Origin of the sequence: Methylobacterium aquaticum (assembly GCF_016804325.1) — a bacterium.
GTDB classification, from domain to species: domain Bacteria; phylum Pseudomonadota; class Alphaproteobacteria; order Rhizobiales; family Beijerinckiaceae; genus Methylobacterium; species Methylobacterium aquaticum_C.
In genome coordinates, this window is the sequence record NZ_CP043627.1 from 2,997,141 (window position 1) to 3,017,652 (window position 20,512).

Here is a 20,512-nt window from a genome sequence, read left to right on the forward strand (position 1 = left end):
GCGCGAGCGATGAAGGGCGCCACCTGGAACAGCGTCGCGGTCCCCTCTCCCGCCCCGCGCCGCGGGGCACCCTCCCCCGCAGAGGGGGGAGGGTTCAGGCGCGCGTCCGCGGCCAACGGCACGGATGAGGTGTGGAAGAAGGTCATTCGGCCGGCAGCGCCCGCGTGGCGGAGCCCCGGCGGCGGCCGACCCAGAGCCGGAACCGGTCGAGGTACAGGTAGACGACGGGGGTGGTGTAGAGGGTCAGGACCTGGCTCACGATGAGGCCGCCCACGATGGCGATGCCGAGGGGACGGCGCAGCTCGGAGCCCTCGCCGCCGTCGAAGATCAGCGGCAGCGCGCCGAGCAGCGCGGCCAGGGTTGTCATCATGATCGGGCGGAAGCGCAAGAGGCAGGCTTCGCGGATCGACTCCCGCGGGCTCAAGGCGCGGGTGCGCTCGGCGTCGAGGGCGAAGTCGATCATCATGATGGCGTTCTTCTTCACGATGCCGATGAGCAGGATGACGGCGATGAGCGCGATCACCCCGAACTCCTCGCCGGCCAGCATCAGCGCCAGGATCGCCCCGATCCCCGCCGACGGCAGGGTGGAGAGGATGGTGAGCGGATGCACCCAGCTCTCGTACAGGATGCCGAGCACCGCGTAGACCGCCAGCAACGCCGCCAGGATCAGCAGCGGCTGGCGCGAGGACGAGGACTGGAAGCTCTTGGCGGCTCCGGCGAACTCGCCGTGGATGGTGGCGGGCAGGCGCAGGTCGCGCATGTGGCCGTCGATCGCCGCGGTGGCGTCGCTCAGGCTCTTGCCCGGCGCCAGGTTGAACGACAGCGTGGTGGCGACGAACAGGCCCTGGTGGCTGACCTGGACCGGGGTCGAGCCGGTCTCGAAGCTGGCGAAGGCCGCGAGCGGCACCATCGTCTCCTTGTTGCTGCTCACCGCCGCACTCGACGAGGCGCTGGAGCGGCCGGCCGCCGCGATGGAATTGGTGGCGGCGTTGCGGGCCGAATCGGTCGCGACCGCGGCGGCCGCGCTCGTCGCGTCGGTCGGGGCCGTCGCGGCGCTCGCCACCGTGCCGGCGACCGCGTTGGTGGTGGCCGAGCCGCGGGCCCGCGCGCCCGAGGTCGAGACGTAGATCAGCTTCAGCGTCTCGGGGTTGTCGAGGTAGCGCGGCGCGATCTCCATCACGACGTGGTACTGGTTGAGCGGGTTGTAGATTGTCGAGACCTGACGCTGGCCGAAGGCGTCGTAGAGGGTATTGTCGATCTGGTCCGGGGTCAGGCCGTAGCGGAAGGCGGTCGGCCGGTCGATGACGAGGCGCGTTTCCAGGCCGCCCTGCTGCTGGTCCGAGGTCACGTCGGTGAAGGTCGGGTCCTTCTGGAGCGCCTCCAGGAACTTGGGGGTCCAGGTATACAGCTCCTCGCTGGTGTCGCCCTGCAGCGTGTACTGGTACTGCGAGAAGCTCTGGCGCCCGCCCATCGAAAAATCCTGGCGCGGGAACAGGTAGAGCCGGGCGCCGGGAATCGCGGCGAGCTTCGGCCGCAGGCGGGTCATCACGTCGCTGATCGGGTCGCGCTGGTCCCGGGGCTTGAGGCCGACGAACACGTTGGCCGAGTTGGTGCCGCGCCCCCCGGTGAAGCCGACCACGCTCTCCACCGCCGGATCGGCCTGGACGATGGCGGTGGCGCGCCGGAGCTTGGCGCTCATCGCCTGGAACGAGATGCGCTGGTCGGCCTGGATGCCGCCGATCATCTGGCCGGTATCCTGCTGGGGAAAGAACCCCTTCGGCACGATCACGTAGAGGTAGACGTTGAGCACCACCGCGCCGAGCAGCACCAGCATCACGATGACGCCGTGGCGGAGCGCCCAGTCGAGGGTGACGCGGTAGCCCGACAAGAGCCCCTCGAACGCGCCCTCCAGCCCCCGCGCCAGCAGGCCCGGCCGGGCGCCGTGCACCTCGGGCTTCAGGAACCGGGCGCATAGCATCGGCGTGGTGGTGAGCGAGACGATCAGCGAGATCAGGATCGCCAGGGACAGGACGACGGCGAATTCCTGGAAGAATCGCCCGATGATGCCGCCTGCCAGCAGGATCGGCAGGAACACCGCGATCAGCGACAGGCTCATCGACAGGACCGTGAAGCCGACCTCGCGGGCACCCAGCAACGCCGCCTCGATCCGCGAGCGCCCGTCCTCGACGTGGCGCTGGATGTTCTCCAGCACCACGATCGCGTCGTCGACGACGAAGCCGGCGGCGATGATCAGCGCCATCAGCGAGATGTTGTCGAGGCTGTAGTCGCACAGCCACATCGCCGCGAAGGTGCCCACCAGCGAGATCGGCACGGCGACGGCCGGGATCAGCGTCGCGCGGGCGGAGCGCAGGAAGCCGAACACCACCAGGATGACGAGCCCGACCGAGATCAGCAGCGTGCGCTCAGCTTCCGCCAAGGAAGCCCGGATGGTGAGCGAGCGGTCGCCGGTGACGATCAGCTCGGTGTCGCCGGGCAACGCCGCCTTGAGCTGCGGCAGGGCCGCCTTCAACCGGTCGATCGTCTCGACGACGTTGCCGCCGGGCTGCTTGTAGACGATCAGGAGCACGCCGCGCTGGCCGTTGACGAGGCCGAGGTTGCGCCGGTCCTCGACGCCGTCGACCACCTGGCCGACGTCGCGCAGGCGCACGCCGGCCCCGTTGCGGTAGGCGACGACGATGTCCTGGTAGTCGGCGGCCTTGCGGCCCTGGTCGTTGGCGTAGAGCTGGTAGCGCCGCTCGCCGGCCTCGATCGCGCCTTTGGGCGAGTTGGCGTTGGCGCTGGCGAGCGCCGCGCGGATGCCTTCCAGGCCGATGCCGTAATGGAACAGGGCGTTGGGATCGAGCTCGACCCGCACCGCCGGCAGCGACGAGCCGCCGATATCGACGTTGCCGATCCCTTCCAGCTGCGACAGCTTCTGGGCGAGCACCGTCGCGGCGGAATCGTAGAGCGCGCCGGGGCTCAGCGTCTTCGAGGTCAGGCCGAGGATCAGGATCGGCGCGTCGGCGGGGTTGAACTTGCGGTAGGTCGGGTTGGTGCGGAGCGCGGTGGGCAGGTCGGCGCGGGCGGCGTTGATCGCCGCCTGCACGTCGCGGGCGGCGCCGTTGATGTCGCGGTCGAGCCCGAATTGCAGCACGATCCGGGTCTGCCCGACGGAACTCGTCGAGGTCATCTGGTCGACGTCGGCGATCTGGCCCAGCCGCCGTTCGAGCGGCGCGGCCACGGTCGTCGCCATGGTGTCGGGGCTGGCGCCGGGCATCGAGGCCTGGACCAGGATGGTCGGGAAATCGATCTGCGGCAGCGGCGCCACCGGCAGCCGCACGAAGGCGAACAGCCCGGCGAGCAGCACGCCCAGGGTGAGGAGCGTGGTGGCGACCGGGCGCAGGATGAAGGGGGCGGAGAGGTTCACGGGGCGGCCCTGGGCGCGCCGCCGCCGTGAACCCTCCCCCCTCTGCGGGGGAGGGTGGCGAACGCAGTGAGCGCAGCGGGACGAAGTCCCGCCGAGAGGGGCAGCGCGACGATGCTGAGGAGGGCGCCTGTCAGGACACGCGCGACCTCTCCGGAAGCGTCGTCCCCTCTCCCGCCCCGCATCCGCGGGGCACCCTCCCCCGCAGAGGGGGGAGGGTTCATGCGCGCGACCGTCGCGACCCTCACGGCACCGCCTCCCCGGGCGCGAGCCCGCTGTCGCGCCTGCCGGAAAGCCGCCGCCCGAGCCGGTCGAAGGCGAGGTAGATCACCGGGGTCGTGTAGAGCGTCAGGATCTGGCTCACGATCAGCCCGCCGGCGATCGAGATGCCGAGGGGCTGGCGCAGCTCTGAGCCGGTCCCCGTGCCGAGGATCAAGGGAATCGCCGCGAACAGCGCCGCGAAGGTCGTCATCAGGATCGGGCGGAAGCGCAGGATACAGGCCTCGTAGATCGCGTCCCGCGGAGTCATCCCCTCCTCGCGCTCGGCCTGGAGCGCGAAGTCGATCATCATGATGGCGTTCTTCTTCACGATGCCGATCAGGAGAACGATGCCGATGATGCCGATGATGTCGAGGTCGTGCCCGAACACCATCAGCCCGGCCAGCGCCCCGATGCCGGCGGACGGCAGCGTGGAGAGGATCGTGATCGGGTGGACGAAGCTCTCATACAGAACGCCGAGCACGATGTAGACCGTCACGATGGCGGCCAGCACCAGGAACAGGGTGTTGTCGAGCGAGGCCTGGAAGGCGAGCGCCGAGCCCTGGAAGATCAGCCGGAAGCTGTCCGGCATCCCCATCTCCCGCTCCGCCGCCTTGATCGCCGCCACCGCCGGCCCGAGCGAGGCGCCGGGCGCCAGGTTGAATGAGATCGTGGTCGCCGGGAACTGGCCGAGATGGCTGATGAGGAGCGGCGCGCGGCGCTCGCTCACCTGGGCGATGGCGGTGAGCGGCACCTGGCCGTTGGTGGCGGTGGAGGACGGCAGGTAGATCCGCTGCAGCGAATCGAGCGTCCGATGCAGCGCCGGATCGGCCTCCAGGATCACCCGGTACTGGTTCGACTGGGTGAAGATCGTCGAGATGATGCGCTGGCCGAAGGCGTCGTAGAGCGCGTTGTCGACGGAGGCCGGGGTGATGCCGTAGCGGCCGGCCGTGGCCCGGTCGATGGTGATGTAGGCCGACAGCCCGCTCGCCTGCCGGTCGCTCGCCACGTCGGCGAGATCCGGGATTGCTTTGAGGCGATCGACGAGGCGCGGGACCCAGGTGTCGAAGGCGGCCGGGTCCGGGTTCTCCAGGATGAACTGGTACTGCGTCGCGCTCACCGCCGTGTCGATGGTGAGGTCCTGGACCGGCTGCATGAACAAAGCGATGCCCGGCACGTCGCCGACCCGGGCGGCGATCCGCCGGATGATCGCGCTCGCATTCTCCGCCCGTTCCTCGCGCGGGCGCAGGTTGATGAGGAAGCGGCCGGAATTGAGCGTCACGTTCTGGCCGTCGACGCCGATGAACGACGACAGGCTGACCACGTCCGGGTCCTTCAGGATCTCGGCCGCCAGGCGCTGCTGGCGCTCGGCCATGGCGCCGTACGAGACCGTCTGGTCGGCCTGGGTGATGCCCTGGATGAGGCCGGTATCCTGGACCGGGAAGAAGCCCTTCGGGATCACGACGTAGAGGTAGACGGTCAGCACCAGGGTGCCCACTGCCACCAGCAGCGTCAGCCACTGGTGGGCGAGCACGCCCCGCAAGGTGCGGCCGTAGAATGCGATGCCGCCCTCCATCAGCCGGCGCCCTGCGCTCGACAGGCGCCCTGCGCTCGACAGGCGTCCGGCGGCGCGGGCCTGGGGGGCCTCGTGGCGGAGGAGCCGCGCGCACATCATCGGCACCAGGGTCAGCGAGACCACGCCCGAGATCACGATGGTGGCGGCGAGCGTGATGGCGAATTCGTGGAACAGGCGCCCCACCACCTCGCCCATGAACAGGAGCGGGATCAGGACGGCGAGCAGCGAGACGGTGAGCGAGATGATGGTGAAGCCGATCTCGCGCGAGCCCTTGAGCGCCGCCTCCATCGGGCTGTCGCCCTCCTCGACGTGGCGGGCGATGTTCTCGATGACGACGATCGCATCGTCCACCACGAAGCCGGTCGCGATGGTGAGCGCCATCAGCGACAGGTTGTCGAGGGAGAAGCCCCACAGGTCCATCACCGACAGCGCGCCGACGAGCGACAGCGGCACCGACAAGCTCGGGATCAGGGTCGCGGGCAGCGAGCGCAGGAACAGGAAGATCACCAGCACCACGAGCGCGATGGCGAGCAGCAATTCGAACTGCACGTCCTCGACCGAGGCGCGGATCGTCACCGTGCGGTCGGTGAGCGGGGTCACCTGGATCGCCGCCGGCAGGGTCGCCTGGAGCTGGGGCAGCAGCGCCTTGATCCGGTCCACCACCGCGATGACGTTGGCGCCGGGCTGGCGCTGGATGTTGAGGATCACCGCCGGGGTGGTGTCCATCCAGGCGCCGAGCTGGGTGTTCTCCGCCCCCTCCACCACCTCGGCCACCGCCGAGAGCCGCACCGGCGCGCCGTTGCGGTAGGCGATCACCGCGTCGCGATAGGCGTTGGGGTCGCGGATCTGGTCGTTGGCGTTGATGGTGAAGGACTGGGTCGGCCCGTCGATCGAGCCCTTCGGGGTGTTGACGTTGAGGTTGTTGATGGTGGTGCGCAGGTCGTCGATGTTGAGGCCGTAGGCCGCGAGCGCCGAGGCGTTGAAGCGCACCCGCACGGCCGGCCGCATCCCGCCCGCCATCGAGACGAGGCCGACGCCCGAGACCTGGCTGATCTTCTGCGCCAGCCGCGTCTCGGCGAGGTCGCGGACCTGGGTCAGCGCCAGGGTCTTCGAGGTGAGCGCCAGCGTCAGGATCGGCGCGTCGGCCGGGTTGACCTTGGCGTAGACGGGAGGCGCCGGCAGGTCGCCGGGCAGGAGGTTGCCGGCGGCGTTGATCGCGGCCTGGACCTCCTGGGTCGCGATGTCGATGCCGAGATCGAGGTTGAACTGGAGCGTGATGACGGAGGCGCCGGCCGAGGACTGCGACGTCATCTGGTTGAGGTTGGCGAGCTGGCCGAACTGCCGCTCCAGCGGCGCCGTCACCGCCGAGGTCATCACCTCGGGGCTCGCTCCCGGATAGAAGGTCTGGACCTGGATCGTCGGGTAGTCGACGGACGGCAGCGCCGAGAGCGGCAGGTTGAAATAGGAGATCATGCCGACGAGCAGGATCGCCAGCATGAGCAGCGTGGTCGCGACCGGGCGCAGGATGAACAGGCGGGAGGGGTTCATCGGGCGGTTCCGGCGTAGGGCGCGCCGCCCCTAACCCTCCCCCCTCTGTGGGGGAGGGTGGCGAGCGGAGCGAGCCGGGAGAGGGGCAGCGCGACACTGATCCAGGAGGCGCCCTGCATGAAGGGCGCGACCTCTCCGGAAGCGTGGTTCCCCTCTCCCACCCCCGCAGAGGGGCTGGCGGATTCAAACTTCTTTTTTGGAGGCCAACTCACTGTAACAGCTGGCGCTCTCCCCTCCCCCTTGTGGGGAGGGGCTAGGGGTGGGGGTGGTGCAGGAGGCACCATTGAGACTTCTCCGGCACCACCCCCACCTCCAACTCCTCCCCACAAGGGGGAGGAGAGGCGCGCGACCTTGCAAAGGGGAATCACTCGTAGCGAGATGTGTGAATACGTCAGCGCAGAGGGGGGACGGTTATGAGCGGTACGCCAAGTCATGGTCACGGGTTCTGGCTCTGCTGCCGGCGGCGATGCGGGCGTTCGCCCTCGGGGCGCTGACCCTCCTGGCGCTGACCCTCCTGGCGCGCCGGGGCAGCCGCGCCCTCCCCCTCCGCCGGCTTCGCTTGCGCCTCCGGCCCGGCCGCCTTCTCCGGCCGACCTCCCGTGACGCGCACCGACGCCCCGTCCTTCAGCCGGTCCGTCCCATCCACCACCACCCGGTCGCCGACCGCCAGTCCCTTGGTCACCACGGTCCGCACGCCGTCGCTCTCGCCGGTCTCGATGGTGCGCACCGCGACCTTGTCCTCGCCCGTCAGGAGATAGACGTAGGTGCCGGGCGTGCCGCGCAAGACCGCCGCCGCCGGCACGAGCGCCGCGTCGCGCACCGTATCCACGTCGAGGCGGGCATTGACGAACTGGTTGGGAAACAGCCGGTCGTCCTTGTTGGGAAACAGCGCCCGCAGCTTCACCGTGCCGGTCGTCACGTCGATCTGGTTGTCGACGGTATCGAGGTTGCCCCGCGCGATCTCGGTCGTGTCCGACCGGTCGAAGACCCGCACCGGCAGGGTGGCCCCGGCGCGCAGGCGGTCCATCACCCGCAGCAGCACGGTCTCGGGCAGGGTGAACAGCACCGAGATCGGATGGAGCTGGGTGACGACGACGATGCCGGTCGAGGCGGCGGTGACGTAGTTGCCCTGGTCGATCTGGCGCAGGCCGACCCGGCCCTCGACCGGCGCGGTGATGCGGCCGTAAGAGATGTTGAGCTTCTGCTGGTCGATCTGCGCCTGGTCGGAGGCGACGATGCCCTCGTACTGCTTGACCGTCGCGGCCTGCGTGTCGACGTTCTGCTTCGAGATCGAATCCTGCCGGTTGAGCGTCTGGTAGCGGGCGAGGTCGAGGCGGGCATTCTGCAACAACGCCTGGTCGCGCAGGAGCTGGCCCTGGTACTGCGCCAGCAACGCCTCGTAGGGCCGCACGTCGATCTGGGCCAGGAAGTCGCCGGCCTTGACGGTCTGGCCCTCGCGAAAGCCGATCTGGGTGAGGTAGCCGCTCACCTGCGAGCGGATCGTCACGGTGGCGAGCGGCGTCACGGTGCCGAGGCCCGACAGCACCACCGGCATGTCGCCCTTCTGGACGGTGGCGATGCCGACCGCCTGCGGCCCCTCCCCGCCCGCGCCGCGGCGCCCGCCGCGCCGGCCGGCTCCGGCCTGCTGCGTCTCGGGGCGCTTGAACCCGTCCGGGAAGTAGATGCGCCAGGCCCAGTACCCGCCGCCGGCGAGCGCCAGCAGCACGATCAGCCACGCGAGCCCGCGACCGCGCCGGCGGGGTGGCGCCTCGACCGCATCGTCGGTCCGGATGGGAGACAACTCGTTCATCGCTTTGGACAACCCGGACCTGACACCACCAACCCTGGCCCCACCGAGCCCGGTATACCTGCCGCGCCCCCCGCGACGCCTCTCATGTCGTGCCGCCGGTGCGAGCCCGCGCCTGTGGCACGTCGCCCCCGGCAAGACATCCGCCAAGGCGCCCTTCCGGCCCATTCCGCACGGCCAAGCCCATTCCGCACGGCAATGCGTCGCCAGTACGACGACGATGTTGCCTCACGATTGCTGAACGCCACCCTGACGTTGCCCCGCGAGACCTGCCCTGGAAGTGCCACGATCGAAGCCCTTATCTCCGGGAATCGGGGCGCGACATGGCGCCGCCGTCGTTCGATCGTCCACGGTACGCCGATGCACTTCCTCCACGACCTCCCGGTCGCCGACCTGATCTCCCATTACGGCTACTGGGCGATCTTCCTGATCGTCACCCTCGAGAGCGCCGGCGTGCCGATGCCGGGCGAGACCGCGCTGATCTCGGCCTCCGTCTATGCCGGCTCCACCGGCAACCTGCGCATCGGCCTCGTGGTGCTGGCGGCGGCCGCCGCCGCCATCATCGGCGACAATCTCGGCTACTGGGTCGGCCGGCGCTGGGGCATGCCGCTGCTGCTCAAGCACGGGGCGAAGATCGCCCTTGACCACCGTCGCCTCAAGCTCGGCCAGTACCTGTTCCGGCGCCACGGCGGCAAGATCGTGTTCTTCGGCCGCTTCACCGCGATGCTGCGCGCCTATGCGGCCCTGCTCGCCGGGGTGAACCAGTTCGACGCCCGCCGCTTCTTCCTGTTCAACGCCGCCGGCGGCATCGCCTGGGCCTCGCTGATGGGCTTCGGGGCCTATCTGTGCGGCCGCTCGATCGAGCACGTCGTCGGGCCGATCGGCCTCACGCTCCTCGCCGTCGTGGTGTTCGGCGGCATCGCCCTGTGGCTGTTCGTGCGCCGGCACGAGGCGCGGCTGACCCAGGAGGCCGAACTGGCGATCCCGGGCCCGCTGGCCTGATCCCGCGTGCCATCATTGCCGGCTGCGCCTGCGGGTGGCATGAGGCGCGCCACGATACTCCCACCTCGCCTCCACGCGGGGTCGAACAGGCCCGATGACACAGACCACCCCTCCCTTCGGCAGCTACGCGCCCGCCGGGCTCGTGCGCTGGATCGTCTCACGCACCGAGCGCCTGCCCGACGCGAACTGGGGCGCGCGCCGCCTCGCCCTGTTCCTGCGCCGCTCCGCCATCCACCTGCTGCGCGGCCGGCCCCTCGACGTCGAGCGCTACGGCGCCCGCATGCGGCTGCACCCCTACAACAACAACTGCGAGAAGAAGGTGCTCTTCACCCCGCAGTTCTTCGATCCGCTGGAGCGCCGGATCCTGCGCGAGCGGATGCGGCCGGATTGCGTCTTCCTCGATATCGGGGCGAATATCGGCGCCTACGCGCTGTTCGTGGCCGCCGCCGCCGGCCCGGGCGCGCGGATCCTGGCGGTGGAGCCGCAGCCGGACATCTTCGACAAGCTGACCTACAACATCGCCCAGAACCCGTTCGGCAGCGTCAAGGCGGTGGCCTGCGCGGTGGCCGACAAGACCGGCGAGATGACCCTGTTCGTCGATCCGCGCAACCGCGGCGAATCGAGCCTGAAGGTGGTGGGCACCAACGAGGGCGCGGCGATCCGGGTACCGGCGGTCTCCCTCCTCGATCTCGTGCGCGGCGAGGGCCTAACCCGGATCGACGCGGTCAAGCTCGACGTGGAGGGCGCCGAGGACCTGATCCTCGAGCCGTTCCTGCGCCAGGCGCCGGAATCCCTGTACCCGCGCCTCCTCATCGTCGAGGACGGCACCGACCTGTGGCAGACCGACCTCTCCGCCCTCCTCACCCGCCACGGCTACCGCCGCATCGCCCAGACCCGGCTGAACCTGATCTTCGAGCGGGAGGGGTAGAGGAGGCGCTTCGACATCGTTCGGGCTTCTGCCCGACTCGACGATCCCACCCTCGACCTCATCCTGAGGTGCGACTGAAAGGAGCCTCGAAGGAGGGCTCCAGAAGTCTCGGTGATCCCTGGAGCCCTCCTTCGAGGTCAGCCGATCTTCGATCGGCCAACACCTCAGGATGAGGTTGAGGGTGGGAGGAGGATGTAAGCGGCTCGGAACGGTCACGACGACACGCACCCCGCCATCACCCTTGCAGCCTCCCCGCCCCCTTCCGATCTTCACGGGCGCCGATGGCCGCCTTCGCTCCCCCGCCCTCCCGCTCGCCCGACGCCCTCGCCGGGTCGATCGAGCGCGTCACCTTCCACAATGCCGAGAGCGGGTTCTGCGTCCTGAAGGTCAAGGCGCGGGGCCGGCGCGACCTCGTGGCGGTGATCGGCCACGCTCCCGCCGTGGCGGCGGGCGAGTGGGTGACCGCGACCGGGGCCTGGGTCAGCGACCGCGAGCACGGCCTGCAATTCCGTGCCGACACCCTGGCGGCGACCCCTCCCACCGGCGTCGACGGCATCAGTCGCTACCTCGCCTCGGGCCAGATGCGCGGCATCGGCCCGGAAATGGCCAAGCGCATCGTCAAGGCCTTCGGGGCCGACACCTTCGCGGTGATCGAGGCCGAGCCCGAACGCCTGACCGAGGTCTCCGGCATCGGCCCGACCCGCGCCGCCCGGATCACCGCCGCCTGGGCCGAGCACAAGGTGGTGCGGGAGATCATGGTCTTCCTGCATGCCCACGGCGTCGGCACCGCCCGGGCGGTCAGGATCTTCAAGACCTACGGCACCGATGCGGTCCAGGTGATGACCGAGGATCCCTACCGGCTGGCCCGCGACGTGCGCGGCATCGGCTTTCGCACCGCGGATGCCATCGCGGCCAAGCTCGGCCTGCCGCCGACCGCCCCCGAGCGCCTGCGCGCCGGCCTCGCCTACGCGCTCCAGGCGGCGATGGATGACGGCCATTGCGCCCTGCCGGTGCCGGACCTGATCGCCCGCGCCGCCGAATTGCTGGCGGTGGAGGCGGGCCTCCTGCGCACCGCCCTCGTCGAGGAGATCGGCGGCGAGTCGGTGGTGATGGACACGATTGCCGACGTGCCGCACCTGTTCCTGCGCGGCCTGCACGCGGCGGAACGGACGATTGCCGAGCGGCTGGTCGCCCTCGACGACGCGCCCCTGCCCTGGGACGAGATCGATGCCGGCGCGGCCCTGGCGCGGGTCGAGGGCGAGACCGGCCGCCCGCTCTCGCCCTCGCAACGCGCGGCCGCCGCGACGCTGATGAACGCCAAGGTCGCGGTGATGACCGGCGGCCCCGGCGTCGGCAAGACCAGCACCCTCGACGCGCTCCTGCGGATGCTCGACGCGGCGGAGGCCACGGTGCTGCTCGCCGCCCCGACGGGGCGTGCCGCCAAGCGGATGAGCGAGCAGACCGGCCGCGAGGCCAGGACCATCCACCGCCTGCTCGAGATCGACCCGCAGCATGGCGGCTTCCAGCGCAACGAGCACAGCCCCCTCTCCTGCGACCTGCTGGTGCTGGACGAGGCCTCGATGATCGACGTGCCGCTGATGAACGCGCTGACCCGGGCCCTGCCGCGCCACGCCGCCCTCTGGCTCGTCGGCGACGTCGACCAATTGCCCTCGGTCGGGCCGGGCCGGGTGCTCGCCGACGTGATCGAGTCCGGCCGCTTTGCGGTCGCACGCCTCACCGAGGTGTTCCGCCAGGCCGCCGAGAGCCGGATCGTCGCGAGCGCCCACCGGATCAATGCCGGGCGGATGCCGGAAGGCGCCGACACGCCGGACGGCGACTTCTTCGTGGTCGGGATCGACGATCCCGAGGCCGGGGCCGAGAAGCTGGTCGAGATCGTCACCCGCCGCATCCCGCGCCGCTTCGGCCTCGATCCGGTCAAGGACGTGCAGGTGCTCTGCCCGATGACCCGCGGCGCGCTCGGGAGCCGCCACCTCAACCAGGCGCTCCAGCGGGTGCTGAACCCGAACCCGCCGGTCTCGGTCGAGCGCTTCGGCTGGGTCTTCGCCCCCGGCGACCGGGTGATGGTGGGACAGAACGACTACGACCGCGAGGTCTTCAACGGCGATCTCGGGGTGGTGCTGCGGGTCGATCCCGAGGAGGCCCTCCTGGTGGCGGGCTTCGACGGGCGCGAGGTGACCTGGCCGTTCGGGGAACTGGACGCCCTGAGCCCGGCCTACGCCATCACGATCCACAAGTCGCAAGGCTCGGAATACCCCGCCGTGGTGATCCCGGTGGCGCTCCAGCACTACACGATGCTCGCCCGCAACCTGCTCTATACGGGGGTGACGCGCGGCAAGCGGCTGGTGGTGCTGGTGGCGCAGTCCCGCGCGGTGGCGATCGCGGTGCGGGGTGGGGTGAAACCGCGATATACGAAGCTGGCGGAGTGGTTGCGCCAGCCAATCAAGGGGCGGGTCGGAAGACGGCCCAGGGTAAGCATCTCGCCCGATTAGCGGGGCTATGCCTCTTGCCGATATGTCGCTTCGTGGATCTCGACGGTTTAGCTAACCACCTTCGCAGGCAGGCTCGGGTGCGCGACTGGTTTGATCTCGCAGATCCGCACTCGTTTTGCTCTCAATCCGAAGATCATATGCCCGAGGCACAAAACCATCTCCGACCGTTCGCCGGTATGCGTGTCCCTGACCAGCACCGACACGAATTTCTGAGCCCCTGATGCCCAGCCCCATTTGAGCGTCCATGGATTGTTGCGGCGCTGCGCTGCGACGATCTCCAGGCCGTTCTTGGTCTCCCACTCGCGCAGCATCGCCTGTGTCTGCGGTGGAAAGACGAGTTGGAGCAGCAAGATACAGGAACAGCCGAGAAGTAGCCATGTCAGCATGAGCACCCGCCCGGTGGTCACAAGCGCGACAGTGTTTCTCTAATACCCCTTCTTGACCTCCGCGAGCGCCCGCGTCAGCCCATCCGCCACCGCCTGCCGCTCCGTCGGCGAGGCATCCCGCGCGACCAGTACCCGCTGCCCGCGCGACACGAAGGACAGCGACAGCAAGCCGTATTCCTCGTCCTCGACCTTGTGCAGCCGGGTCCAGAGCGGGTTGAAGCGCCACTCGGCCCGCTCGCCGCGATGGCTGACGCGGGCGACCAGCACCTCGATCTGGCTGATCACCACCTGCTCGAAGGAGCGGCCGCGGCGGGCGTTGAGGGTGAGGGCCAGCCACAGGGCGGCGATGTCGAGGCCGAAGAAGCCGGTGACCGGCCACATCCCCATCTGCAGGAAGGCGATCCCCGTCACCAGGGCGACGCCGCCGCAGGCGACCATCACGACCCGGAAGCCGAGGCGCGACAGCGAGCAATGCGGCCGGATGGTCGCGGAGAAGACCGGGCGCTCGATCGCGTCCGGGTCGCGCCCGTAGGGGTGCCGCGTCCTTGCGTCGTCCGGTGCCTTGCCGCTTGCCATCGGCCCAATATAAGGCACCCATGACTCGCCGGAAGCAGGCCGCCCCCGACAAAATCACCGCACCTGCCAAGGCGGGGCTCGCCAAGCCGAGCCTCGCGAAGGCGGGTTCTGCCAAGGCGGGACTGGTGAAGCCCCTCACCGCCCGGGCGACGACGCCCGAGCCGGTCGATGCCGCGACCTTGCGGGAGATCTTCGCGCGACTGAGCGCCGCCAATCCCGAGCCGCGCTCCGATCTCGAATACCTCAACCCCTACACGCTCCTCGTCGCGGTGGTGCTGTCGGCCCAGGCGACGGACAAGAGCGTCAACCTCGCCACCGCGCCGCTGTTTGCCCGCGCCGACAACCCGGCGGCGATGCTGGCGCTCGGCGAGGAGGTGGTGCGCCACCACATCCGCACGATCGGGCTGTTCAACACCAAGGCCAAGAACGTCATCGCCCTCTCGCGCATCCTGATCGAGGAGCATGGCGGCGCGGTGCCGCGGGCGCGCGAGCACCTGGAGGTGCTGCCCGGCGTCGGCAAGAAGACCGCGAGCGTCGTGCTCAACGTCGCCTTCGGCGAGCCGACCATCGCGGTCGACACCCACATCTTCCGGGTCTCGAACCGCATCCCGCTCGCACCCGGCAGCACCACCGACAAGGTGCAGGCGGGGCTGGAGGCGATCGTGCCCGAGCCCTACCGCCTCAACGCCCATCACTGGCTGATCCTGCACGGCCGCTACACCTGCAAGGCGCGGAAGCCCGAATGCTGGCGCTGCGCGATCAGTGACCTGTGCCGGTATCCGGACAAGACGAAGGGGCCGGGGTGAGAGCCGGTTCGAGTCGAGAGATCGGGATCGCGAGGGATCTTCATCCCGCCCGCGACCTCATCCTGAGGTGCGACTGAAAGGAGCCTCGAAGGAGGGCTCCAGATACCGTTGCGATCCCTGGAACCCTCCTTCGAGGTCAGTCGATTTTCAATCGACTGACACCTCAGGATGAGGTCGCGGATGGGAGAGGATCCGCCGATCAGCCAAACAGGCTTCGAGACGATGCCGGGCCGAAGCCCGACGCTCCCCCCGCTTCCTTCCGGGCCCGAATCTGGTATCGTTTCACCATGACCCTGCCCCGTCCCCTCGCGCGCCTCATGGCCGTGGTGATCGTGCTGATCGCCGCGTGCGTCGGCGCGTCGGTGGTCGGGGTTTCCTCGGCGCAGGCTCATCAAGGTCATGCCCACCAGGGTCACGCCCATGTCGAGAGATCCGCACCCGCCGCGGTGGCGCTGACGCTGGCCGAGGCGCGCACCATCGCGCAAGGCCCGCGCCTGACCGCCATCGACCCGGACGAGGCGCCCGCCGCCCGGCCCTGCAACGGGCTGTGCTGCCTGATGGGCGCCTCCTGCTGCGTGCCCGGCCTGCTGCCCGACAGCCTGGCGGCGTTCCCGGTTCTCACCCCGGCCCGCCGCCTGATCGCCGACGAGGACCTCGTGCCCTCCGGCATCGCTCCGGACTCCCCCGCCCGTCCGCCACGACCCTTCGCCTGACGCCCGCGTCCCGTGCCGGCGCGCCGCCCTGACGGCGGCTGCCCGCGGGCGCTTCCAGACGTCCGTCCGCGAAGGTTCACTCACCCCATGTCCCCGTTCCGGTTGCCGGCCGCGCCGCGTGCGCTGGCCGCGGCGCTCGCCCTCCTGGCGCTGCCGTTCCTCTCCGCCCAGGCCCATGAGGGCCACGACCACGGCGCGCCACAGCCGCCGGTCTCCAAGACCATCGCGCCGCGGGGCGAGGCCTCCTCTGCCGCCTTCGAGCTGGTGGCGATCCCCCGCGGCGACGCCCTGGTGCTCTATCTCGACCGCTTCGCGACGGCTGAACCGATCACCGACGCCACCCTGGAGGTCGAGACGCCGGCCGGCCCCGCCACCGCCGAACCCGCCCCCGATGGCAGCTATCGCCTGCCCGCGCCCTGGCTGGCGACGCGCGATCCGAAGGAGGATCACCTCGATCTCGTCGTCACGGTGACGGCCGGTGCCGACGTGGACGTGCTGCCGCTCAGCGTCGCGCTGCCGAAACCCGCCGAGCCCGCCCACGACGCCGGTCGCGAGACTGCGCACGAGACCGAAGGCTGGCTGCACCGGCTCACCGAGGGCCTGACCGAGCGGATCGCCGCCCGCGATCCAGGCGCCGGCCTCGCCGCCGCCGGGGGCTTCGCCCTGGGGCTCGCCGCCATGGGGCTGATGCGGGCCGGGCGCCGGGCAGCCATCCTCGCCGTGCTGCTGCTGGCCGCGACCCTGGTGCTCGGCGCCACCGCCTTCGCCCATGACGGCGGGCATCCCGAGACCCGCGCGGCCTTCGTGGCCTCGCCCGCCGACCTCGCCCAGCGCCTCGGCGACGGGGCGGTGTTCGTGCCCAAACCGACCCAGCGCCTGCTCTCCCTGCGCACGCAGGTCGCGGCCGAGGGCGCCTTCCGGCGCACCGTGTCGCTGCCCGGCCGGATCATCCCGGACCCGAATGCCAGCGGCGTGGTGCAATCTTCGGTCGGCGGCCGCCTGGCGCCGCCGCCCTCGGGCACCTTCCCGCGGCTCGGCACCAAGGTCCGCGCCGGGGAGGCGCTGGCCCTGGTCACCCCGCCGGTGCAGCGGGTAGACCTGTCGGACATGCGCCAGCGCCAGGGCGAGCTCGACCAGCAGATCGCCATCGTCCAGCGCCGGGTCGACCGCTACCTGAAGCTCAGCCCGAGCGGCGCGGTCTCGCAGGTCCAGCTCGACGAGGCGCAGGACGAATTGAAGGGTCTCAAGGACCGCCGCTCTGCCCTCGACCGCATCCGCCAGGAGCCGGAAGTCCTCACCGCCCCGGTCGGCGGGGTGATCGCGGAAGCCGCGGCGGTGGCCGGCCAGATGGCCGCGTCCGGCCAGATGGTGTTCCAGATCGTCAACCCCGAACGGCTCTGGGTCGAGGCCCTGAGCTTCGATGCCCTGACGCCCGCCGCCGACGCCACCGCGCGGATGGCGGACGGCCGGACCCTGCCGCTCGCCTACCAGGGCGCGGGGCTCGCCGACCGCAACCAGGCGATTCCCGTGCAGTTCGCGATCCAGGGCGGCACGGAGGGCCTGCGGGTCGGCCAGTTCGTCACCGTGCTGGCCGCCACCGATGCCGAGCAGCACGGCCTCGCCCTGCCGCGGGCGAGCGTGGTGCGCACCGCCAACGGCCAGGACGTGGTCTACGCCCATACGGGCGCCGAGCGCTACGAGGCCAAGCCGGTGCGGGTCGCGCCCCTCGACGGCACGCGGGTGCTGGTCGAGGCCGGGGTGAGCCCTGGCACCCGCGTGGTGGTCCAGGGCGCCGAGCTCCTGGACCAGGTCCGGTAGGGAGACACGAAAAGATGTTCTCCTTCCTGGTCACGCAGTCGCTGCGCAACCGCCTGCTCGTCCTGGCCCTGGCCCTCGTGCTGGTGCTCTACGGCGCCTTCAGCCTCACCCGGCTCCCCGTCGACGTCTTTCCCGACCTCAACCGCCCGACCGTCACCATCATGACCGAGGCCGAGGGCTACGCGCCCCCGGAGGTCGAGCAGATGGTGACCTACCCGATCGAGACCCGGCTCAACGGCCTGCCCGGGGTGACCCGGCTGCGCTCGGTCTCCGGCGTCGGCCTGTCGGTGGTCTATGTCGAGTTCGCCTGGGGCACCGACATCTACCGCAACCGCCAGCAGGTCGCCGAGCGCCTGGCCCTGGTCCAGGACCAGCTGCCCCGCGGGGTGACGCCGCAGATGGGCCCGGTCTCCTCGATCATGGGCCAGGTGCTGCTGATCGCGGTGACGGGGGAAAAACTCTCGCCGATGGAATTGCGCGAGACCGCGGATTTCGTGCTGCGCCCGCGGCTCCTCACCGTGCCGGGGGTGGCGCAGGTGATCCCGATCGGCGGCGAGGTGCGCCAGTTCCGCGTCGCCCCGAACCCGGCGGCGATGCGGGCGCTCGGGGTCACCAATGCCCAGCTCGATGCGGCCCTGCAGCAATTCGGCACCAATGCCGGCGGCGGCTTCACCGACCAGTATTCGCGCGAATACCTGATCCGCAACATCGCCCGCACGATGAGCCTGGAGGATCTGCGCGACCTCGTGGTGGGGGCTGCCGGCAACGCCCCGGTGCGGCTGCGGCAGGTGGCGGAGGTCTCCTTCGCGGCCAAGGCCAAGCGCGGCGAGGGCGGCTACCAGGGCAAGCCTGCGGTGATCGTCTCGGTCGAGAAGCAGCCCGACGTCGACACGGTGGCGCTGACCCGCTCGATCGAGGCGGCGCTCGAGGACATCGCGCCCTCGCTGCCGGCCGGCATTTCCGCCGACAAGATCCTGTTCCGGCAGGCCGACTTCATCGAGACCTCGATCGGCAACGTCGAGCGGGTCCTGGTCGAGGCGATCGCCGTGGTGGCGCTCGTGCTGTTCCTGTTTCTCCTGAACCTCCGCACCACCCTGATCTCGCTGACCGCGATTCCCGTCTCGATCCTGACGACGGCCCTGGTGTTCCACCTGCTGGGTCTGTCGATCAACACCATGACGCTCGGGGGGCTCGCCATCGCGATCGGCGAGCTCGTCGACGACGCGGTGGTCGATGTCGAGAACATCTTCCGGAGGTTGCGCGAGAACCGCGCCGCCGGACATCCGCGCTCGGTCTTCGAGGTGGTGGTGGCGGCCTCGAACGAGGTGCGCTCGGGCATCGTCTACGCGACCGCGATCATCGTGCTGGTCTTCGTGCCGCTCTTTGCCCTTTCGGGCATCGAGGGGCGGCTCTTCGCGCCGCTCGGCCAAGCCTACATCGTGTCGATCCTGGCGAGCCTGGTCGTCTCGATCACGCTCACGCCGGTCCTCGCCTCCTGGCTGCTGCCTGGCCTCAAGAGCCTGGAGGAGCACGAGAGCCGCTTCATCCGGGCGCTGAAGCGCGCCAACGCCGCCGCCTTGGCAGTGGTCTTCCGCCACCAGCGCCTGCTCGTCGGCACCGTCGTCGCCCTCGTGGTCGGCGCCGGGATCGCCGCCTCGCAATTGCCCCGGGCCTTCCTGCCGCCGTTCAACGAGGGCTCGTTCACCGTCACCATGGCCTTCACGCCGGGCATCTCGCTCACCGAGAGCAGCCGGGTCGGCGCCATCGCCGAGCGCCTGCTGATGGAGATCCCCGAGGTCGCGGCGGTCGGACGGCGCACCGGCCGGGCCGAGCTCGACGAGCATGCCGAGGGCGTCCATTCCTCGGACCTCGAAGTGGCGCTCAAAGGCGGCGGCCGGCCGAAGGCCGAATTGGTGGCCGAGATCCGCCGGCGGCTGGCCGTCCTGCCGGTCTCGGTCAATGTCGGCCAGCCGATCTCGCACCGGCTCGACCACATGCTGTCCGGCGTCCGGGCCGAGATCGCCCTCAAGATCTTCGGCGAGGACCTGGATGCGTTGCGCCGGGCGGCGGCCGCGTTGCAGGAGCGGATGCGGGCGATCCCCGGCCTCGCCGACCTCCAGGTCGAGAAGCAGACCCGGATCCCGCAGCTCGAGATCCGCGTCGATTACGGCCGGGCGGCGCTCTACGGGGTACAGCCGGCGGCCGTGGTCGAGCAGATCAGCCGGCTCTCCAACGGACGCCTGGTCTCGACGGTGGTCGACGGCTATCGCCGCTTCGACGTGGTCCTGCGCCTGCCCGAGGCGCAGCGTACCACGGCGGGTCTCGGCGACCTCCTGATCGAGACGCCGTCCGGCTGGGTGCCGGCGCGCCAAATCGCCGACATCCGCGAGACCGACGGCCCGAACCAGATCCTGCGCGAAAACGGGCGCCGGCGCCTCGTCGTGATGGCGAACACCGTACCCGGCACCGACATGGCGGCGATCATCGCGGCGATCCGCAAGGTCGTGGCCGCCGAGACCCTGCCGCCGGGGGCCTTCGCCAGCCTGGAGGGCACCTTCCAGGCGCAGGAGGAGGCGAGCCGCACCATCGGCGCCCTGTCGCTGGTCTCGCTGGGGCTGATCTTCGCGCTGCTCACCAGCCGCTACCGCTCAGGCGGGCTGGCGCTGATCATCCTCGGCAGCGTGCCGCTGGCGCTGATCGGCTCGGTGGCCGCCCTGTGGCTCGCCGGGCAGCCGCTCTCGGTCGCCTCGATGATCGGCTTCATCACGCTCACCGGCATCGCGGCCCGCAACGGCATCCTCAAGGTCAGCCACACCCTGAACCTCGCGCTGCACGAGGGCGTGCCGTTCGGGCCGGATCTCGTGGTGCGCGCGAGCCTGGAGCGGCTGACCCCGGTGCTGATGACCGCGCTCTCGGCCGGTGTCGCCCTGGTGCCGCTCCTCTACGATGCCGCGAGCCCCGGCAAGGAGATCCTGCACCCGGTGGCGGTGACGATCTTCGGCGGCCTCGTCACTGCCACCCTCCTCGACGCGCTGCTGACGCCGGTGCTGATCCTGCGTTTCGGCCGCCGCCCCCTGGAGCGCCTGATGGCGGCGCGGGAGACCGTGCCGGCGGGCGCACCGACGGGCGCCGCGCCGGCGGACCTCTACTGATCCCCTCA

12 protein-coding genes are annotated in these 20,512 nt (G+C 70.4%); 7 read left to right on the forward strand and 5 right to left on the reverse strand.

From position 1 onward, the window contains the following. Nucleotides 1-142: 142 nt before the first annotated feature. From F1D61_RS13680 to F1D61_RS13690, 3 genes are all read right to left on the reverse strand, one after another. A complete protein-coding gene (locus F1D61_RS13680; RefSeq protein ID WP_203158484.1) occupies nt 143-3,427 on the reverse strand; it encodes an efflux RND transporter permease subunit in 3,285 nt (1,094 codons plus the stop codon). 241 nt (nt 3,428-3,668) lie between these two features. Then, nucleotides 3,669-6,806 carry an MdtB/MuxB family multidrug efflux RND transporter permease subunit gene (locus F1D61_RS13685; RefSeq protein WP_203158485.1) on the reverse strand — a complete coding sequence of 1,046 codons (3,138 nt, stop codon included), beginning with the start codon at nt 6,804-6,806 and terminating at the stop codon, nt 3,669-3,671. 436 nt (nt 6,807-7,242) lie between these two features. Further along, complete coding sequence (locus tag F1D61_RS13690; protein ID WP_203158486.1) at nt 7,243-8,616, reverse strand: MdtA/MuxA family multidrug efflux RND transporter periplasmic adaptor subunit; 1,374 nt, start codon at nt 8,614-8,616, stop codon at nt 7,243-7,245. Nucleotides 8,617-8,973: 357 nt separating this feature from the next. Between F1D61_RS13690 and F1D61_RS13695 the strand changes: the two genes are divergently transcribed. The 3 genes from F1D61_RS13695 to recD2 all read left to right on the forward strand — a co-directional run bounded on the left by F1D61_RS13695 (nt 8,974) and on the right by recD2 (nt 13,053). Then, the gene (locus tag F1D61_RS13695; RefSeq protein WP_203158487.1) at nt 8,974-9,615 is read left to right on the forward strand and encodes a DedA family protein; all 642 of its coding nucleotides are present in this window, start codon (nt 8,974-8,976) and stop codon (nt 9,613-9,615) included. Between the two features lie 94 nt (nt 9,616-9,709). Then, nucleotides 9,710-10,543 carry an FkbM family methyltransferase gene (locus tag F1D61_RS13700; protein WP_203158488.1) on the forward strand — a complete coding sequence of 278 codons (834 nt, stop codon included), beginning with the start codon at nt 9,710-9,712 and terminating at the stop codon, nt 10,541-10,543. A gap of 281 nt (nt 10,544-10,824) precedes the next feature. Continuing rightward, the gene (recD2, locus tag F1D61_RS13705) at nt 10,825-13,053 is read left to right on the forward strand and encodes an SF1B family DNA helicase RecD2 (RefSeq protein ID WP_203158489.1); all 2,229 of its coding nucleotides are present in this window, start codon (nt 10,825-10,827) and stop codon (nt 13,051-13,053) included. A 47-nt stretch (nt 13,054-13,100) separates the two neighbouring features. Here recD2 and F1D61_RS13710 read toward each other — a convergent pair whose 3' ends face one another. Both F1D61_RS13710 and F1D61_RS13715 read right to left on the reverse strand, forming a co-directional pair. Next, nucleotides 13,101-13,364 (reverse strand): hypothetical protein, encoded by a 264-nt coding sequence (locus tag F1D61_RS13710; RefSeq protein ID WP_203158490.1) that lies wholly within the window; start codon nt 13,362-13,364, stop codon nt 13,101-13,103. Between the two features lie 114 nt (nt 13,365-13,478). Next, the gene (locus tag F1D61_RS13715) at nt 13,479-14,015 is read right to left on the reverse strand and encodes a DUF2244 domain-containing protein (RefSeq protein WP_203158491.1); all 537 of its coding nucleotides are present in this window, start codon (nt 14,013-14,015) and stop codon (nt 13,479-13,481) included. Nucleotides 14,016-14,035: 20 nt separating this feature from the next. Here F1D61_RS13715 and nth point away from each other — a divergent pair, with 20 nt between their 5' ends. The 4 genes from nth to F1D61_RS13735 all read left to right on the forward strand — a co-directional run bounded on the left by nth (nt 14,036) and on the right by F1D61_RS13735 (nt 20,504). Next, complete coding sequence (gene nth, locus F1D61_RS13720) at nt 14,036-14,821, forward strand: endonuclease III (protein ID WP_246775871.1); 786 nt, start codon at nt 14,036-14,038, stop codon at nt 14,819-14,821. A 287-nt stretch (nt 14,822-15,108) separates the two neighbouring features. Further along, on the forward strand, nt 15,109-15,534 hold the full coding sequence (locus F1D61_RS13725; RefSeq protein WP_203158492.1) for a hypothetical protein: 426 nt from the start codon (nt 15,109-15,111) through the stop codon (nt 15,532-15,534). An 87-nt stretch (nt 15,535-15,621) separates the two neighbouring features. Then, the gene (locus F1D61_RS13730; protein ID WP_203158493.1) at nt 15,622-17,352 is read left to right on the forward strand and encodes an efflux RND transporter periplasmic adaptor subunit; all 1,731 of its coding nucleotides are present in this window, start codon (nt 15,622-15,624) and stop codon (nt 17,350-17,352) included. Nucleotides 17,353-17,366: 14 nt separating this feature from the next. Beyond that, nucleotides 17,367-20,504, forward strand: a complete 3,138-nt coding sequence (locus F1D61_RS13735; RefSeq protein WP_203158494.1) for an efflux RND transporter permease subunit — start codon at nt 17,367-17,369, stop codon at nt 20,502-20,504. The last annotated feature ends 8 nt before the right edge of the window (nt 20,505-20,512 follow it).

What these genes read in the sequence shown, in the direction of transcription:
- F1D61_RS13685 (WP_203158485.1), bottom strand. Translation starts at nt 6,806, where the DNA reads ATGAACCCCTCCCGCCTGTTCATCCTGCGCCCGGTCGCGACCACGCTG.
- F1D61_RS13690 (WP_203158486.1), bottom strand. Translation starts at nt 8,616, where the DNA reads ATGAACGAGTTGTCTCCCATCCGGACCGACGATGCGGTCGAGGCGCCA.
- F1D61_RS13695 (WP_203158487.1), top strand. Translation starts at nt 8,974, where the DNA reads ATGCACTTCCTCCACGACCTCCCGGTCGCCGACCTGATCTCCCATTAC.
- F1D61_RS13700 (WP_203158488.1), top strand. Translation starts at nt 9,710, where the DNA reads ATGACACAGACCACCCCTCCCTTCGGCAGCTACGCGCCCGCCGGGCTC.
- recD2 (WP_203158489.1), top strand. Translation starts at nt 10,825, where the DNA reads ATGGCCGCCTTCGCTCCCCCGCCCTCCCGCTCGCCCGACGCCCTCGCC.
- F1D61_RS13710 (WP_203158490.1), bottom strand. Translation starts at nt 13,364, where the DNA reads ATGCTGCGCGAGTGGGAGACCAAGAACGGCCTGGAGATCGTCGCAGCG.
- F1D61_RS13715 (WP_203158491.1), bottom strand. Translation starts at nt 14,015, where the DNA reads ATGGCAAGCGGCAAGGCACCGGACGACGCAAGGACGCGGCACCCCTAC.
- nth (WP_246775871.1), top strand. Translation starts at nt 14,036, where the DNA reads ATGACTCGCCGGAAGCAGGCCGCCCCCGACAAAATCACCGCACCTGCC.
- F1D61_RS13725 (WP_203158492.1), top strand. Translation starts at nt 15,109, where the DNA reads ATGACCCTGCCCCGTCCCCTCGCGCGCCTCATGGCCGTGGTGATCGTG.
- F1D61_RS13730 (WP_203158493.1), top strand. Translation starts at nt 15,622, where the DNA reads ATGTCCCCGTTCCGGTTGCCGGCCGCGCCGCGTGCGCTGGCCGCGGCG.
- F1D61_RS13735 (WP_203158494.1), top strand. Translation starts at nt 17,367, where the DNA reads ATGTTCTCCTTCCTGGTCACGCAGTCGCTGCGCAACCGCCTGCTCGTC.